The organism is Caproicibacterium sp. BJN0003, assembly GCF_026314295.1.
Classification (GTDB): Bacteria; Bacillota; Clostridia; order Oscillospirales; family Acutalibacteraceae; genus Caproicibacterium.
In genome coordinates this window covers 2,191,946-2,208,982 of the sequence record NZ_CP111108.1, presented here as the reverse complement: position 1 = coordinate 2,208,982, position 17,037 = coordinate 2,191,946, and the positions used below count along the sequence as shown (strand labels likewise).

15 protein-coding genes and 1 other RNA gene are annotated in these 17,037 nt (G+C 39.2%); 10 read left to right on the top strand and 6 right to left on the bottom strand.

All coding sequences use genetic code 11. The features are described 5' to 3' along the window. Positions 1 to 193: 193 nt before the first annotated feature. From OP489_RS11015 to OP489_RS10990, 6 genes are all read right to left on the bottom strand, one after another. Entirely contained in the window at positions 194 to 946 is a 753-nt protein-coding gene (locus OP489_RS11015) for an IclR family transcriptional regulator (RefSeq protein WP_266162030.1), read from the bottom strand. Between the two features lie 130 nt (positions 947 to 1,076). Then, the gene (locus tag OP489_RS11010) at positions 1,077 to 3,035 is read right to left on the bottom strand and encodes a fructose-1,6-bisphosphatase (protein ID WP_266162029.1); all 1,959 of its coding nucleotides are present in this window, start codon (positions 3,033 to 3,035) and stop codon (positions 1,077 to 1,079) included. Between the two features lie 331 nt (positions 3,036 to 3,366). Continuing rightward, positions 3,367 to 4,218 (bottom strand): DegV family protein, encoded by an 852-nt coding sequence (locus OP489_RS11005; RefSeq protein ID WP_266162028.1) that lies wholly within the window; start codon positions 4,216 to 4,218, stop codon positions 3,367 to 3,369. A 10-nt stretch (positions 4,219 to 4,228) separates the two neighbouring features. Next, positions 4,229 to 5,101 carry a DegV family protein gene (locus OP489_RS11000; RefSeq protein WP_266162026.1) on the bottom strand — a complete coding sequence of 291 codons (873 nt, stop codon included), beginning with the start codon at positions 5,099 to 5,101 and terminating at the stop codon, positions 4,229 to 4,231. Between the two features lie 157 nt (positions 5,102 to 5,258). After that, positions 5,259 to 5,451: non-coding RNA, 6S RNA (ssrS, locus tag OP489_RS10995), on the bottom strand. A gap of 3 nt (positions 5,452 to 5,454) precedes the next feature. Further along, positions 5,455 to 5,775: a DUF1292 domain-containing protein gene (locus OP489_RS10990; RefSeq protein ID WP_266162025.1), complete on the bottom strand. Its 321-nt coding sequence runs from the start codon at positions 5,773 to 5,775 to the stop codon at positions 5,455 to 5,457. 1,128 nt (positions 5,776 to 6,903) lie between these two features. Here OP489_RS10990 and trxB point away from each other — a divergent pair. The 10 genes from trxB to OP489_RS10940 all read left to right on the top strand — a co-directional run bounded on the left by trxB (position 6,904) and on the right by OP489_RS10940 (position 17,035). Then, positions 6,904 to 7,827 (top strand): thioredoxin-disulfide reductase, encoded by a 924-nt coding sequence (gene trxB, locus OP489_RS10985; RefSeq protein ID WP_266162024.1) that lies wholly within the window; start codon positions 6,904 to 6,906, stop codon positions 7,825 to 7,827. Between the two features lie 98 nt (positions 7,828 to 7,925). Continuing rightward, on the top strand, positions 7,926 to 9,098 hold the full coding sequence (locus tag OP489_RS10980) for an NAD(P)-dependent malic enzyme (protein ID WP_266162023.1): 1,173 nt from the start codon (positions 7,926 to 7,928) through the stop codon (positions 9,096 to 9,098). A gap of 19 nt (positions 9,099 to 9,117) precedes the next feature. Then, positions 9,118 to 9,960, top strand: coding sequence for a DUF368 domain-containing protein (locus OP489_RS10975; protein WP_266162022.1), 843 nt, complete (start codon positions 9,118 to 9,120; stop codon positions 9,958 to 9,960). A 51-nt stretch (positions 9,961 to 10,011) separates the two neighbouring features. Further along, complete coding sequence (gene proC / locus OP489_RS10970) at positions 10,012 to 10,848, top strand: pyrroline-5-carboxylate reductase (RefSeq protein WP_266162021.1); 837 nt, start codon at positions 10,012 to 10,014, stop codon at positions 10,846 to 10,848. Positions 10,849 to 10,893: 45 nt separating this feature from the next. Then, complete coding sequence (locus OP489_RS10965) at positions 10,894 to 11,352, top strand: VanZ family protein (protein ID WP_266162020.1); 459 nt, start codon at positions 10,894 to 10,896, stop codon at positions 11,350 to 11,352. Positions 11,353 to 11,975: 623 nt separating this feature from the next. Next, complete coding sequence (locus tag OP489_RS10960) at positions 11,976 to 13,178, top strand: DegT/DnrJ/EryC1/StrS family aminotransferase (RefSeq protein WP_266162019.1); 1,203 nt, start codon at positions 11,976 to 11,978, stop codon at positions 13,176 to 13,178. Positions 13,179 to 13,206: 28 nt separating this feature from the next. After that, the gene (locus tag OP489_RS10955) at positions 13,207 to 13,890 is read left to right on the top strand and encodes a sugar transferase (protein WP_266162018.1); all 684 of its coding nucleotides are present in this window, start codon (positions 13,207 to 13,209) and stop codon (positions 13,888 to 13,890) included. 19 nt (positions 13,891 to 13,909) lie between these two features. Further along, positions 13,910 to 14,668, top strand: a complete 759-nt coding sequence (locus OP489_RS10950; RefSeq protein WP_266162017.1) for a glycosyltransferase family 2 protein — start codon at positions 13,910 to 13,912, stop codon at positions 14,666 to 14,668. A 63-nt stretch (positions 14,669 to 14,731) separates the two neighbouring features. Next, on the top strand, positions 14,732 to 15,775 hold the full coding sequence (locus tag OP489_RS10945) for a glycosyltransferase (protein WP_266162016.1): 1,044 nt from the start codon (positions 14,732 to 14,734) through the stop codon (positions 15,773 to 15,775). Between the two features lie 96 nt (positions 15,776 to 15,871). Beyond that, positions 15,872 to 17,035 carry a glycosyltransferase gene (locus OP489_RS10940; protein WP_266162015.1) on the top strand — a complete coding sequence of 388 codons (1,164 nt, stop codon included), beginning with the start codon at positions 15,872 to 15,874 and terminating at the stop codon, positions 17,033 to 17,035. Positions 17,036 to 17,037: the final 2 nt, after the last annotated feature.

The following is a 17,037-nucleotide window of genomic DNA, read 5'->3' as shown; positions in this document are numbered from 1 at the left end:
AGTCTTTAATTAAGGAGCCTTGTCGATATTTTCGGCAAGGCTCCTTTTTTATGCTTTTTAGAAAGTGTTTGTGATTATGCCTAAACTAGCATACGAAGAGAGTATCAAAAATAAAAAAGTATAATAAAACGAACCGACAAAACAGTTTTTTGACTGTGATTGCCGGTTCGTTTTTAGCTTTAAAAGTTGTTCTTTATGGAAGTGAATATCCTAGGCGATATGAAAGTTTCTCAGCACTATCCATGACATCATGTTTTAGATCCGTAAAGTGCTTTCCGACAGTACGAGAAGCGGGGGCAATAATTCCAATAGAAGCTTTCATTTGACCATCTGATCCAAATACAGGAGCCCCAATTCCGATTGCGTCTTGAATATATTCGCTGCGGGAGATAGAAATCCCATCTTTGCGAATGGTTGCTAAGTCTTTTAGAAGCGTTTCAGGAGTTTGAATGCTGAGTTTAGATGGATGTTCTTCCATGTTCAGCAAGTAATGTTTTAAAAATTCTGCAGACTGATAGGCAAGTAATACTTTTCGAATTGCACCCACATGCAAGGGCTGCTCATAACCGAAATGATCGACCACTTTTAGATTGTTAGGGCCTTCCGCTTTGGCAAGAATTAATCCTCGCAGCCCAATTCTAATCATTAGGAAGGCATCTTCTCCGGTACATTCTGAAAGATAAGCAAGAACCGGTTGACAGACCGTTTGCAGTTTTGTCTGATTTGTTGCTGCGGTCCCTAAAGAAATGAGAGCAGGTCCCAGTTGATACAGATGAGTTTGGTCATTTTTTACCACAAAATCTTTTGTACATAATGTTTGAAGAATTCGATGAATACTGCTTGGCGGAAGATCAAGAGCTTCCGAAAGTTCTGCAACTGAAAAAGCTTTTTGGGGCCCTTTTAATGCTTCCAGCAGGTCCAATGCACGGAGTAAGCTTTGAATCATATCATAAAAAACCTCGTTCTTTTAAAGTCTAAAATATAAGTTTAGTATATCGTTTTATTCCGTATTGCGCAATGAGTTCCACGATAAAAAATCAAAAAATTGAATCTCTTTTTCATTTAACAATGGAAACCTATTTTGATTGAATAATTTTTTCCTGTAAGCGGCCGCTGCGATAAGCTTTCAGCAGTTCTTCCAAATCAGCGATCTGTTCTCTCAACTCAACACCAGTATCGGTATCTCCAACAGTAATGCGCTGCCGAATCGCTTCAATCACCTGTACCTTGGGGCTGGTTTCTTCCATCAGCTGTCCAGGCAAAAGGGGTTTATGCTGTGCCAGTGCCAGATAGCGGGAGTTTGCAATAAATGTATAGCCACCAATTCCAGTTTGTTTTTGGTATGCTTTGCTGATGCCTCCGTCGATCATAAAAAGCAAGCCGCCGGCTTTTACCGGGGATTCTCCCTCTTTTAGGCGAACAGGAACATGTCCATTAATAATGTGACTGCACGAGGGGTCCATTCCAAATTCGCGCAAAATGCGTTCACATAAATCCCTCGTGTCAAGATGCTCATAATAGGGATTCATGATTTCTTTATGCGTTTTTTTATCGGCAATAAAAATCCGTTCAAATAAGGCCATTTTGCTTTTTCCAAAAAGAGGAGAAAGTTTGCCGCACCAGAGATACCACATAAAGTCACAGGCATCTTTTTGTTCATGGCTGCCTTCAGGTGCAAAATAAGCATTGCGCACAATAGAATCTATTTTATCAAGATAAGACTTTCCAGAATACTCCTTGTTTCCGAGGTTAACGACTGCAAAGCTGCCATCTTCATTAAGAGGAATACAGCCATGATAAAGCAGATTGGAGTTCATGCACAGATACATGCCGCCCTTGGAATAAAGATAATGAATGTGTTCCTGTAGTCTCGCAGAATGGAGGAAAGAGGAGACAAGAGAATTGGAAAGCTCTTGCTCTTCTCGAGTCAGTTTAAGTGGATCGTGAGGATTGACGGTAGGAAAATTAGTATCTAAAAGGGGATAACAGGTTCCGTCAATTTCGATTGTACCATCTTCAAAATTAATATTTTCCAAGAGAAGCCGGTCGTCCATATGATATTCAGGATGCCGGTGAATCAGTTGCCCTTCCAGCTTTAGCTGAAGAATCACCATTGCCTTGTGCATTTTTGCTGCCAAAGGAATATCCACCGGATCATATTGATTTTCATCCAGTACATGGGGCTGAAAATGTTCACAGGGATCGTCGTGATAGACGCGCGCCGCAAAATCAGAAAGCGGACGCAGGTTGATTCCATAGCCGCCCTCCAAAACATCGAAGCTGTTGTAGCTGATGCCAAGACGGACAACGTTTGCGGCAAGCGCACGGTTTCCGCAGGCAGCGCCCATCCATGAAATATCATGGTTTCCCCATTGAATGTCAATATCCGGACGTTCCATCAGTGCATCCATAATTAAATCCGGATGTGGGCCACGATCAAAGACATCCCCTACAATATGTAGGCGGTCAACTAAAAGACGCTGAATCAAAAGACACAGTTCCATAATGAATTCTTCGTTCATACCCGTATCGACGATTGCACGGATAATTTCAGAAGTATAGTGTGGTTTGTTGCTGTTGCTTCCACCGTCTGCATGCAAAAGCTCGTCAATAATATAAGCAAAGTTTTGAGGGGTACGCTTACGCACTTTGCTGCGGGTATATTTGCTTCCGGCTTCCCGGCAGACTTCTACCAGACGATAAATAATGACTCGGCTCCAGCCGGTAAAATCCTTGTGCTTATGATGTGCTTTAGAGAGTCCCTCTTTGGGATAATAAATCAGAGCGGCTAATTCTGCGCGCTCATTTTCTGGAAGTGACTGTTCAAAGAGCTCATCAATTTTTTTGCGAACCACGCCGGACGCACTTTTTAATTGGTACAAAAAGGCCTCATGTTCTCCATGTAAATCGCTGAAGAAATATTCGGTTCCTTTTGGCAGACTCAGAATGGCTTTCAAATTAATAATTTCTGCTGCTGCCGCCTGAGCGTTGGGATAGGTTTTGCTCAAGAGCTGCAAAAAACGCTGATCCCGCATTTTTTAATACCTCCCGTATTTGATCTCTTCTTATTTATTGTAGCGAATTAATTGATTTGAATCAAGTCACCAAAGCAAGAAATAACTAAAAATAGTACAAAAAATCCGTTTAAATTTTAACAATCAGCACAATAAAAGCAAAATAAATCAAAAAAGTTAAGAAGGCAATAATTGGTAGAAATGTGTTGCTGCTAAAATTTGCGATTGTAAAAGAAGTTTTATAATTTTATGGATCAAAATGAAAGCAGCTCTCTGCTCATGCAGGGAACTGCTTTAAAGCCTTATGTCATTTTAGTGTTCTAAATTACAACAAAAAAGATTTAACAGTTTTCTATTCTGCTTCGTAAAAAAGCCCTAATGTATCGGGGCCGAACTGGCATCCAAAAATGGGCTCTAAGAAAGAGATAGAGATCATATCTGTAAGATTTTGTTTTTGAATCATTTGTTTTAGAACCTGTGCATCTTTTTCACAGTCTGCATGAACAATAGAAACAGATTGAATCGTGCCTAATGAGGCCGCTTGTTGTAGCTCTTTAAAAAGACAGGAAACCATTTCTTGTCGATTTTCGGTTTGCTCTTTAAAAAGAAGTTGTCCTTCTGTTATCTGTAGAATTTGGTTTTGACTGTTTGAAAAATTCCCCTTAAAAGATTGAACTAAAAAATCTGGATTTTGGATAGCAACCAGGCTATGAATGTGAGGAACGTTCGATTCTGCCCATTCTTTTGCTTCTAAAAGGGAAGCACCTTTTTGCTGCAGCTTCGAAAGATGTTGAAGCAAAATTCCTTGTCCGGCACTCAATGTCATAGAATTGATCGCTTCAATGCGGCGTGTGGGAAATTCCCGCTGCAGGTTGGCAAGTGCGCGGGTAGCGTTGTGCCAAGTTTCACCCAAAGCATCGGAAATCCCAATATATAAAAGATCTTTTCCGCGAGCAAGAGCAGGGCGTAAAAACTCAATCAAATCCGAGGTGTCAAAGGTGACTGCAGCGGCAGACGAAGCGGTCCGCAATAATTGATAAATCGAGTGAAGATCAGAATTCCCTTTTTGGGGCACCTGATCATAATTCTGATCTCCGATTGTAAATCCCATAGGAACTACCAAAAGTTCAGCCTGCTTCAGAAAATCCTGTGAAAGACCGCAGGCCGCTTCCGTAATAATTTGATAAGATGAATTCATATTCATTCGGCCTTTTTTATTCTTTTGTCGTTGCGAGGAAGAACAATGCGACGAATCCGGCGCCGGTATGACAGCCGATAACAGGTCCTAGGTTGTTGATTACAACGCGGGAAGTACCGAAGGTCGATTTTACTTTATCCGCAACATATTCCGCATCTTTTAAGGAATCGCCGTGTCCTACAAAGACGATTTGATCTTTTGGATTCACTGCAGTCTGCTGCATATGGCGAATCAACGCATCCAAACTTTGCCGGCGACCGCGGACTTTTTCCTTAACGGTAAGGTGACCTTCCGTATCCACATTCATGACAGGTTTGATCGAAAGCATAGTGCCTACCAAAGCGGAAGTCGCGCTGATTCGACCACCCCGTTTTAGATGGTTTAGATCATCTACGGTGAACCAGTGTGCTAAATGGTCGCGGTTTGCGAGAACCCAGTCACGCACTTCTTCAAGACTTTTGCCCTTTTTCATTTCGAGACCGGCAAGATAAACTAAGAGCCCTTCTCCTACACAGGCAGCCTTTGTATCTACGACTTCAATTTTACGGTCGGGATATTCTTGGGAGAGATCCTGCGCAACGATTCTGGCAGTGTTGTAGGTGCCGGAAAGTCCGCTGGAAAAGCAGAGATAAAGAATATCTTTTCCCTCTTTGAGATAAGAGGTAAAAACTTTATGAAAGGTATCCGGATTAATCTGATTTGTGCTGCAAGAAGAACCAGCACGCAGGGCATCGTAAAAATCATGCGGGCTTTGTTCCCGATAATCTGGATAATTATGATAGGTTTTCCCATCCATGGTATATTCCATTGGAATAACGTAAACACCGATTTCTTCGATCAGATCCACATTCATATCTGAAGTGGAATCGGTGATTAATTGATAATTCATCAAAACTCCTCCTGTCAAAGATCCGAAATGGATTTTTCTCTCATTTTATTATATCGAATTATAAAAAATTCTGCAAGGGATTCCTCGGAAAAGTATAAAAATCAAAAAAGAAAAAGCTTCTTTTCGGAAAGATCCAAAAAGAAGCTTTTAGTTTTTAAAATAGCCCGCCTGGCCGTAGGTGTGCTGAAACGACCTGCCTACTAATGACAGGTGGGTGCCCGCCCAGCAGCCTCTAGCTCCCTTCTTCCGGCCAAAGCCGGGAGGTCTGCACTCAACTGTTGGAGCTGGACTCCCGATTAAAAATTGTAGGGTCATTTAATGCACAAGGTTCGCGCACCAGGCAGGGAGATTTTTTATTCTTCCGTATGGTCCTCTTCATCCTCATCGTCATCGTCGTAAAGTTCAGAAAAATGAGCTTCGAACTGAGAGGCAAGCCGATCAAGCAAATCCTGATCTTCTATTTCTGCCAGCTCTTCTTCACCGTTGTTATCGATAGACTGGAAGATGTAATAGGTCCCTTCTGCGTCCAACTTCTGCTGTGGATCCTCAAAGGTGGGCAGCAGTGCATAAAAGGTTCCGTCATCATTATCAATAACATCCAGTACCTCAAACTCATGCTCTTTGCCTTCATCATCTACTAAAGTTAGCAGATCAGGGCCGTACTCATCATTCATGTGTAAATCCTCCGCAGCGGAAAAATCAGCGCCGCTTTTTCTTAAAATAATTATTTGATCCTTATTTATTGTACACAGCCAAAATCGAGAAGTCAAGACGAAAAGCGTTGTTTCCAGAAAAAAGCAACACAAATCTAAATCTTTGCGGAAATGGACAAATTTATATAAAAATTTTTAAAATTTTTTAAAAATAGTATTGACATTCCACACTTTATTGCATATAATGAAATCAGAAAAAGAGATAAAGTTCAGGACAGGATTCAGCGGAATCCAAGAATAGTGGATCTACAAAAATGGGTTCATCAAGACGAAACCGTGCAGAAGAATCATCTTGAATTGCTCTTTTTAGAAATTCGGCGATCCGCCGAAAATTGATTTTAGATTTAGAAAGGGGTGAGCCCAATGGGCACAGAGCCAATCGGACAGTCTCAGGCAGGAAAGTCTGTTGGGCCGACCTGCTGAGATATTCCAATTTGTAAGAAAGCTTCTCTTTATTTGCTTTCAAACTTAACGACAGAAATCGAGCGAGACCGTAGAAACCGGAAAGCGCGAAAAGTAGGCGTTAAGTTTCTATTTTAAGAAGTCTTTCTACAATCAGGGGGAGAAAAAGTTCAGTTTTACTTTCCACTATTTTATGACAGAAGGGAATGAGTCCGAAAGCAAGGTTATTGACGGCTCGAGATCCAAAGTCAAGAAAGGAAAAGAAAAACGAGGTACTTGATCTTTTTTCGTTCAATGTGATCTAACGCTTGTCCATTCATAGTTTTTGCCTTTCTGATAAAAGGCGGTTTTTAAAACCAACATAAGAAGATTGGAGACTTGCGAGTAGTTGAAAACACAAAAATTGAATGCCCATAAAATTTGGAGATTATCCAATATATCATTTGTTTTGAGTTTGATTAGTTTCAAATAAATTCTAAGACTTTGTGTCGGTGCCGTAAAAGTATTTTTTACGGCATCGATTTTTTTATACGTGCATTTTTTGCCGAAAGTTTCTAAGAATCAATTTGTGAATTTTTTTAGAAAAGCCGTTTTATGGTTGCTTTTGGACTTTTTTTGGATATGATAGAAGTTATATAGAATTAGTTTTTTAGCATAAATAAAAGATTTTTAGTGGAGGAAATTAAAATGCTTTACGATGTTTTAGTACTAGGAGGAGGCCCTGCCGGCTATACGGCGGCAATTTATTGTGCGCGTGCAGCTTTAAAAACGGCCGTTGTCGAACGTCTTTCAGCGGGTGGACAGATTGCAACGACAGAGCAAGTCGATAATTATCCAGGGTTTCCGGAAGGAATCGGTGGATTCGATTTGGCAGTGAATATGCAGCAGCAAGCAGAGCGTTTCGGAGCAGAGACACTTTTGGAAGAAGTGACACAGGCTTCTTTGAGCGGATCGGTTAAAAAACTGATGACCGCTAGCGGAAAAACATTGGAATCGAAAGTTGTGATTTTGGCAACGGGAGCTTCTCCTCGTTCCCTTGGACTGCCGAATGAGGATTCTCTGCGTGGGAAGGGCGTTTCGTATTGTGCTACCTGCGATGGAATGTTCTATCGAGGAAAAGAAGTCGTAGTAGTCGGAGGCGGAGATACGGCTGCTGCGGATACTTTGTATTTGACGAAAATCTGCAAAAAAGTGACAATGGTTCATCGGCGTGATGCTTTACGTGCCGGAAAATTTTATTGGGAATCTTTAAAAAAAGCAGACAATTTAGAGTTTTGCTGGAACAGTACCGTGGATAAAATAGAAGGGAGTCCAGTCAGCGGTATTGTGGTGAAGAATAAAAACACCGGAGAAGAAAAGCAAATTCCTTGCAGCGGCGTGTTTATCGCGGTAGGAAATCTGCCGAATACCGGCCTTTTTGAAAATGAGTGCGAATTGACCGAAGGAAAATATCTTGCTGCAGGAGAGGATACAAAAACAAATTTACCCGGTGTCTTTGCAGCAGGCGATTTGCGCAAAAAACCGCTGCGTCAAGTGGTCACGGCTGTTTCAGATGGTGCAGTTGCTGCGCACATGGCAGAAGAATATCTTACCCAGACGCAGGGACTCTGAAAATTGTGAAAACTGTCTTGCGAGAAAAGCTGGAATCTGTTACAATTAACAACGATTTAGAGTTTATATTTATTTAAAAATATGGGAGGCTTTTCTCAATGGATGTGAAGCAGGAAGCCATGCGTATGCATGAAGAATGGAGAGGAAAGATCGAGGTCTGTTCGCGCGTAGAAGTAAAAGACAGCAAAGCATTATCCCTTGCTTATACGCCGGGAGTAGCAGAACCCTGTCTTGCCATTCAAAAAGATCCGGAAAAAAGTTTTTCTCTTACAAGACGGTGGAATATGGTCGCCGTCGTTACAGATGGTTCCGCAATTTTAGGCCTTGGAAATATCGGCCCAGAAGCGGGTATGCCTGTTATGGAGGGAAAATGCGTCCTTTTTAAGGAATTTGCAGGAGTAGATGCTTTCCCTTTATGTATTAAAACGCAGGATGTGGATGAGCTGGTTCGTACAATTTATTTGCTTTCCGGTTCTTTTGGAGGAATCAATCTGGAGGATATCTCTGCTCCCCGTTGCTTTGAAGTGGAACGTCGGTTAAAAGAATTGTGCGATATCCCTGTTTTTCATGATGATCAGCATGGGACCGCTATTATTGTGGGAGCGGCTGTCCTCAATGCGCTCAAGGTGGTGCATAAGGATATTTCAAAGATTCACTGTGTGATCAATGGGGCTGGCAGCGCAGGAATTGCCATTGCAAAGCACCTGATGAAACTTGGTCTAAAGGATTTGATTCTCTGCGATAAATTTGGAATCATTTGTGAGGATATGGAGAATTTGAATCCGGCACATCAAGAAATGAGCCAGGTGACGAATCGGGAGCATCTGCATGGAGAATTGAAAGACGCTTTAAAAGGCGCCGATCTCTTTATCGGCGTTTCCGGCCCCGGCGTTTTAAAACCGGATATGATTAAGGCAATGGCAGAAAAACCGATTGTTTTTCCAATGGCAAATCCGGTTCCGGAAATTATGCCGGATGAGGCACTCAAAGCGGGCGCTGCCGTAGTCGGAACCGGCCGTTCTGATTTTCCGAACCAGATCAATAATGTGCTTGCATTTCCGGGGATTTTCCGCGGAGCATTGGATGTACGTGCAAGGGATATCAATGATGAGATGAAATTAGCGGCTTCGAAAGCCTTAGCAGATCTTGTACCGGCAGAGGAACTTAGCAGCGAATATATTTTGCCAAAAGCTTTTGATCCGCGTGTCGGAAAAGCAGTGGCAAAAGCAGTTGCCGAAGCGGCGAGAAAAAGCGGGGTTGCCCGCATTTAATCCATAGTAGGAGGATTTCATGGAGTTTATAAAAAATGTGCTGCGCGGCGTGGTTATGGGAATTTCAGAAGTGATTCCGGGCGTTAGTGGTGGTACAATGGCGGTGCTGTTGGGAATTTATGATAAACTGATTGGCACCATGAGCCATTTTAGTAAAAACTTAAAAGAATCAATTCAGCTTTTTGCTCCAATTTTGATTGGAATGATAAGCGCAATTATTGGGTTTAGTTTTGTAATTACTTATCTGTTGGAACATTTTCCGATGGCAGTCAATTTCTTCTTTTTGGGATTGGTGATTGGAATTATTCCAATGCTTTATCGCCGTGCAACCGAGGGGAAATGGAAGAAAACCTCGACGATTCCCTTTTTCTTGATGGTAGCGTTGATGATTTTTCTGACATTTTTTTCGGTACAGAACAATAGTGTTGGAGATCAGATCATTGTAATGGACTCTGTACAGGCGGTCCGCTTTGCTTTTGTAGGATGTCTTGCCGCCGTTTGTCTGATTTTACCTGGAATCAGTGGCAGTATGATGATGGTTATTTTCGGGACCTATTATAGCGTGATCAACGCGGTAAAACATTTGGATATTCCTTATTTGATTCCGGTGGGAATTGGAATTTTAATTGGTCTGGTTTTTGGAAGCAAATTGATCGATTATTGTTTGCATCATTATCCGAATGCAACGTTTTTTACGATTTTAGGATTAGTGTTGGGGTCTACAGTTTCTATTTATCTAAAATCTGGATTTGCTTTTGGACAGGCACAGACGATTGCTGCAATCATTACTTTAGTAATTGGAATGGGAGTTTCTCTGTTTTTTACCTCCCCAAAGATGCAGCGCGGTTCAGAACCAGCTTAAAATCATGCGGTATCTGCGGGCATAGAAAAGTCGTGCAGTACCGCTTTTTTATTGAAAATTGTTGGAGGAATGAATATGAAGAAGATTGCATTTATTGGAACGGGGAATATGGGGGGCGCTTTGATAAAAGCTACTTGTAAGGCAGTTGATCCAAAAGAAGTTTTAATTACAAACCGGACGATTGCAAAAGCACAGGAACTCTCTGATGAATTGGGTTGCTGTTTGGCACAAAACAATCAGGAAGCGGTCAAAAACGCTTCTTATATTGTTTTGTGCGTAAAGCCACAGGTCATCAATGAGGTTTTAGAAGAGATTGCTCCGGTTGTTCGGGAAGAAGCGAAAAAGCGAGAGTTGGTTCTGACGACTATCGTAGTCGGCAAAAAGATTGCGGACTATACAGAGATAATCGGATTGAAAGAATTACCGGTTATCCGGACGATGCCGAATATGCCGGCAGCGATCGGGCAGGGAATGACAATTGCAGCACGCAATGAATTTGTAAAAGATGCACAGATGCAGGAGTATTTTTCTTTGATGAAAGAGTCCGGGCTAATGGAAGAAGTTGCGGAAGACAAGATGAATGCAGCCGGAAATCTTTCCGGTTGTGCACCGGCGTGGGCTTTTCTATTTATTGAAGCTTTGGCAGACGGCGCTGTCCAAACAGGAGTGCCGAGAAAAAGTGCTGTTAAATATGCGGCGCAGACTGTTTTGGGAGCAGCTCAGATGGTCCTTGAGACTGGAAAACATCCGGGAGAGCTAAAAGATGCAGTTTGTTCTCCGGGCGGTACGACAATTGTTGGCGTGCGCGCACTGGAGGACAGAGGATTCCGGGGAGCAACAATGAGCGCTGTGACGGCAGCTTACGAAAAAACAATCGGGATGAAATAAGGGAATTTTTTAAATGAATCTTTTACAAAAGGGGCATGGATTTGCATGGCTTTTTTGAAAAGTCACCGTATGTTGGGTATTCTGCTGATTTTTACGTTGTACTTTATTTGGGGGAATTCTTTGCTTCCGGCATCAGTGTCTGGGGCCTTCAGCGGTCGAGTCAATGATTTGATCAATATGATTTGGCATACCGTTGATCATAGAATGGTATCTGGTGATGATGGAGTGCTTAGAAAGATAGCACACGCAACGGAATTTGCGGCTTTGGGTATGGAAATATTAGTTTTATTCCGGTATGATCTTAAAAGGAAATGGACGTCTATTTTTCTTTGTGGAGTAAGTACTGCATTGATTGATGAAACCATTCAGATGTTTATTGCTGGCCGTTCCAGCGAGGTTCGGGATGTCTGGATCGATTTTGCTGGATTTTTACTTGGCGTTTTGCTGATACATATTACTTTGGGAAGAAAGCGGAAGAGGTCAGCTGAATCTTCAAAAAGATAAATTTTGGTATTTTTATTAAAATGGATGGATTCCTCTTTTAAGTTTTCAAAAAAATTTTTAGAAACTTTTCTCTAAATAAATTATAAGAATAACAGAAAATAAAACGATATAAAAATATTGATTTTTGTGGAACATTGACGACGGAAAGATATAATGTTATACTTTAGTCGCTTTATAAATATTTGTAAATTATTTTGACGAAAATATAGATGCGTTTTATAAAATTGCTTTTGTTTTTATCCCAATAATGCAATATAAAAATTTGAAGTCGAATTCGGACAAAATGAGAAAACATGATAAGATGGAAAAATTAAGAGGATATCATTTAACGATATGGCTCGCATTTGTTTCTAGAAAAGTTTTCTCTATCGTGCAGGTTATAAGATTGAGAATGATACTCTTGATAAAAATTTTGTCCCTTCTATAATCCTATAGGAACAAGATGAGCCTGCATCAGGGAGTAATTTCTGATGTGGGCTTTTGTCATATTTATAATTGAAAATTAGTCAATGTTTCAGTATAACAATCAAGTAAATTAAACGGATAGCTAAAAATATATAAACATAAATAAACAAGTAACTGTAAAAGTGATTATTACATGATTTTAGAAGGAGATACAAGTTATGAAAATTCCATTTTCACCACCCGATGTGGGAATTTTGGAGGCAGAGCAGGTCATAGATGCGTTACGTTCCGGTTGGATAACAACTGGGCCTAAAACGAAAGAACTTGAAAGACAAGTAGCTGAGTTTTGTGGAGCTAATCGTGCGGTCTGTCTTGGTTCGCAGACAGCTTGTGCTGAAATGACGTTACATCTTCTTGGGGTTGGGGCTGGAGACGAAATTATAACGACAGCCTATACCTATACTGCGACTGCTTCGGTGGTATGCCATGTAGGGGCTAAGCTTGTTTTAGTTGATACACAAAAAGATTCGTTTGAAATGGATTATGATAGATTAGCAGAGGTCATTACGGACAAAACAAAGGTAATTATCCCAGTGGATTTAGGTGGTGTTCCATGCGACTATGATAAGATTTTTGAGGTTGTAGAGAGTAAAAAACATTTATTTCACCCCAAAAATGAAATGCAAAAAGCAATTGGCAGAGTAATTGTTATGGCTGATACAGCACACGCTTTTGGAGCGACTTGGCATGGAAAGCCGGTTGGAAGCTTTGCTGACTTTTCTAGCTTTAGTTTCCATGCAGTAAAGAATTTTACAACTGCAGAGGGTGGAGCTGTCACATGGAAGAAAATTGATGGTATTAATGATGAAGATATTTATCATCAATACCAGTTGTTTTCTCTTCATGGTCAGTCAAAAGATGCTTTGGCAAAAACGCAGTTAGGTGCTTGGGAGTATGATGTGATTGGTCCTTGGTATAAGTGTAATATGACTGACGTGATTGCAGGAATTGGATTAGCTCAGATGCAGAGATATCCGAAAATGCTAGAGCGGCGAAAAAATATAATTGCTCGTTATGATGCTGCATTTAAGCCGTTAGGAATTGAGGTGCTTCCTCATTATACAGAAGAGCATCAGTCTTCCGGACATTTATATATTACCAGAGTCCCGGGTGTTACGTTGGAGCAGAGACAGGAAATCATTGTGAAGATGGCAGAAGCAGGGATTGCCTGCAATGTTCATTACAAACCATTACCGATGATGACCGCATATAAACAACTTGGATTTGATATTAAGGATTATCCTAACGCGTATCATCATTTTGCAAATGAAATTACTTTGCCGTTACATACAAAACTTACGGATGAGGAAGTTCTGTATGTCATAGAAAATTATTCTGAAATTGTAAAAGAATACTTATGAAAATTCGATCATCACAGGAGGAGCTTTAATGCTAAGAGAATGGGATCGACTTCCCCAATCTATGAGGACCGAAGAAGTCAGACCGTATTATGAAAAACTAGAACATAAGAAAATCAGTTTATTCTTAAAGAGAGTGTTTGATATAGTAATGTCTGCCTTGATGTTGATCATTCTTTCTCCTATGATGATAGTTGTTTCGACAGCAATTGTTTTAGACTCAAAAGGAGGAGTTTTCTTTCGCCAAGAACGTGTAACACAATATGGAAGAAAATTTAAAATTTTTAAGTTCCGAACAATGGTATTGAATGCGGAGCAATTAGGCACACAGGTAACTGTGAAAAATGATATGAGAGTTACAAAAGTTGGAGCAGTCCTCAGAAAATTCCGTATTGATGAATTCCCACAGTTAATTAATATTCTATTAAATGATATGAGTTTTGTAGGTACACGGCCAGAAGTAACAAGATATGTAAAAAGGTACACACCAGAGATGATGGCGACATTACTTTTACCGGCGGGCATCACATCAGAAGCAAGTATTCGGTATAAAGATGAAGATAAACTTCTCGAAGTAGCAGCTGATGTAGAGGACACTTATGTGAATAAAGTCCTGCCGGAAAAAATGAAATACAATTTGAAAAGTATAAAGGAATTTAGCTTTATAAGAGAGATTGGTACGATGTTACATACAGTGGTGGCGGTCATTAAATAACCGGAGGAAAATTGAAAAGTTGAATATAAAAAAAGGATTGGTATCGGTTATTATGCCGACCTACAATTGTGCAAAATTTATAGGGGAAACGATTGAGTCAGTTCAGGCTCAAACTTATTCTAACTGGGAAATAATCATTGTTGATGATTGCTCCAATGATCATACAAAAGAAATAGTGGAACAATATTCGGAAAAAGATGATAGAATTAAATATTATTGCCTAGAAAGTAATTCTGGCGCGGCAGTTGCTCGTACTGCTGCTATGTCTATAGCAGCAGGAAATTATATGGCATTCTTAGATTCTGATGATTTATGGACATCTGACAAATTGGAAAAGCAGTTAGAATTTATGAAAAAACACGGTGTTGCCTTTACCTGCACAGCGTATGAACAAATAGATGAAGACGGAAAGAGTTTGGAAAAAGTTATTAAGACGATACCAAAAACGGATTACAATCGATTGCTGTTAGACTGTCCTGTTGGAAATTCAACTGTTATGTATAACGTGGAGAAAATGGGCAAATTTGAAGTGCCAAATATCCGTAAAAGAAATGATGATGCGCTTTGGCTGCAAATGCTCAAAAAAGAAAAATACATATATGGGCTCAACAGTGTATTAATGAAATATCGGATACGAAAAAACTCGATATCAAGTAATAAGATAAAAGTAATAAAATATCATTGGATTCTATATCGGAATATCGAGCATTTGAGTATTGCCAGAAGTGTGTTTCATATTTTATATTGGTGTGTGATAAAGGTATTAAAAATAAAATGATATAGATGAGGATCTGTAGGATGTGGATAATAAAAAAATATACGCACAGGGGGGGAATCGTAATTGCGGATTTGTATCATTGGCCATTTTGGTGGTAACCGCGAGTTTAATGATGGTCAAACTGTAAAAACCAAAACGATATATCATGCGTTAATGAACCGTAGATTTGATATCGATAAAGTAGATACGTATTATGTCAAGCACCGGCCTTTAAAGTTTTGTGTATCATTTATCAAATCAATGAAACAAGATAAAAAGTATATTGTATTATTGTCAGATAATGGACGAAAGGTTTTATTTCCAGTTTTATATTTTTTAAGTAAGTACGGAAAAGAAATATATCACTACGCAATAGGCGGACGTTTGAGTAGAGAAGTAAAGAAAAAAAACAGGTGGAGTAAATATATTTCTTCATTTACCGGAAATTGGATGGAAAGCACTTTACTCGTTAAACAATTAAATGAACTTGGAATCAATAATGCGAAGTATATTCCAAACTTTAAAAAATTAAATATATTAAAAATAGAGAATTTATCAAATGAATATCAAATGCCATTTCGATTCTGTATGTTTAGTCGTGTGATGAAAGAAAAGGGAGTTGAAGATGCAATCACTTCCATAAATGAAGTAAATAATAGATATGGTTCCGTGGTTGCGAAGTTAGATATTTATGGGCCGATTGAAGAAGGATATGACAACAGGTTAAAAGAGTGTCTTGAAAAAGCTAAAAATAGTTGCAGATATCGTGGAATCGTTAAGGCAACGGAAAGTGTAGAAGCTTTAAAAGATTATTTTATGCTCATATTTCCAACACATTGGAAACATGAAGGAATACCAGGAACAATCATTGATGCTCTTTCCGCGGGAGTGCCTATCATAGCTAGACGTTGGCAATACTGCGATGAGATGTTGGATGATAAAAAAACAGGGTATATTTATGATTTTGAACATCCGGAAGAATTAACTGAGAAAATTTGGTATGCTGTTAATAATCCAACCCAGGTTATGGGGATGAAATCAAATTGTTTAGCACGTGCGGATGATTACAGTGAAGAGAAAGTTATGAAAATGATTTTGGACAGTATGGAGTTGGATACGAATTTGTAGGAGAAAAAAATGAACAGTCACTTTAAACAAGACTATTATCGTATGACAGGGAAAAAATTGTAATCTAAGTGAAGGGTGTACTATGGGGGAGAGAATGTGACAAAAAGGTATATTAATAATAAAACTTCAGAGTGTTCTAAGCCTCTTCGTGTGCTCTATATTATCAATTCGTTTTCATGGGGAGGAGCGGAAAAACTAGTATATGATTTGTCAATTGGTTTAATCAAAAAAGCGGAATTTGTTGGAGTAATTGCTTTGTATAGGCAGGATAATGATACAGAGACGAAAATGATTGCTGATTTAAAAAAAGTAGGTGTTAAAACTGCAATTCTTGGGAAAACAGCTGGAAAAGGTAGAATTAAAAGTATTTATGATATATATCAGTTTGGAAAAATAAACAGAGTAAATATAATTCATGGACATTGTTCAGTGCCCATGTTGTTTGCTAAAATTGCAGGTAAAATGTTAAGAGTTCCAGTCGTATGTACGATTCATAATACGCGAGGGTATTCTGCTAAAAGAGAGAAAAATTCATCTTGGATGGTTTCAAAATATGTATCTATTGGACAAGCAGTAGAAAATTATATGATCCAGGAATTGAATATAAAGAAAAATAATATTGTGCCAATTTTTAATTCTATAAACACAGAACAGTTTCCCATAGTAAAGAAGGACCCAAATTTCTGGGTTAAATATGGTGGGAAGAAGGGCGAACAGGTTATTTTAAATGTGGCACGTGTACACCAGCAGAAAAATCAATTATGCTTAGCACGTGCAATTAATCGTTGTATAAAAGATGGAGAGTCAAATATTCGTGCCTATATTTTAGGAAATTTTGATGAGAGTGATCAGACGTATATTGAGTTAAGAAAATATATTGAAAATGAGGGAATTGCAGATCATATCATTTTTTTGGGAATGCATCAAAATGTTAATGATTTCTTACATAATGCTGATTGTTTTGTTATGACGTCAAAATACGAAGGATTAAGTGTTGCATTTTTAGAAGCTGTCATTAGTGGTTTAGCAATTGTGGTTACGGATATGCCCTTTGTAAGAGAATTAAACTCAATATCTAATTGTTCAACTGTGATTCAGCAAGATGATGATAAAGCTTTGGCAAGTATTTTAGAAAAGAAATCGTATAAACAGCAAAGCTTAGAAACTATATCTTTGTTTAAAGAAAAGTTTTCTATGAAAGAATTTGTTGATCAACATTATAATCTATACAAAAAGGTATTAGATTCAACAGTTTCGTAAAA

Bases quoted from the DNA above. Each gene is read 5' to 3' on its own strand.
- OP489_RS11005 (WP_266162028.1), bottom strand. From the start codon at position 4,218: ATGAATATGAATTCATCTTATCAAATTATTACGGAAGCGGCCTGCGGT.
- OP489_RS10955 (WP_266162018.1), top strand. From the start codon at position 13,207: ATGCTAAGAGAATGGGATCGACTTCCCCAATCTATGAGGACCGAAGAA.
- OP489_RS10965 (WP_266162020.1), top strand. From the start codon at position 10,894: ATGGCTTTTTTGAAAAGTCACCGTATGTTGGGTATTCTGCTGATTTTT.
- OP489_RS10960 (WP_266162019.1), top strand. From the start codon at position 11,976: ATGAAAATTCCATTTTCACCACCCGATGTGGGAATTTTGGAGGCAGAG.
- OP489_RS11015 (WP_266162030.1), bottom strand. From the start codon at position 946: ATGATTCAAAGCTTACTCCGTGCATTGGACCTGCTGGAAGCATTAAAA.
- OP489_RS10990 (WP_266162025.1), bottom strand. From the start codon at position 5,775: ATGAATGATGAGTACGGCCCTGATCTGCTAACTTTAGTAGATGATGAA.
- OP489_RS11010 (WP_266162029.1), bottom strand. From the start codon at position 3,035: ATGCGGGATCAGCGTTTTTTGCAGCTCTTGAGCAAAACCTATCCCAAC.
- OP489_RS11000 (WP_266162026.1), bottom strand. From the start codon at position 5,101: ATGAATTATCAATTAATCACCGATTCCACTTCAGATATGAATGTGGAT.
- OP489_RS10975 (WP_266162022.1), top strand. From the start codon at position 9,118: ATGGAGTTTATAAAAAATGTGCTGCGCGGCGTGGTTATGGGAATTTCA.
- trxB (WP_266162024.1), top strand. From the start codon at position 6,904: ATGCTTTACGATGTTTTAGTACTAGGAGGAGGCCCTGCCGGCTATACG.
- OP489_RS10980 (WP_266162023.1), top strand. From the start codon at position 7,926: ATGGATGTGAAGCAGGAAGCCATGCGTATGCATGAAGAATGGAGAGGA.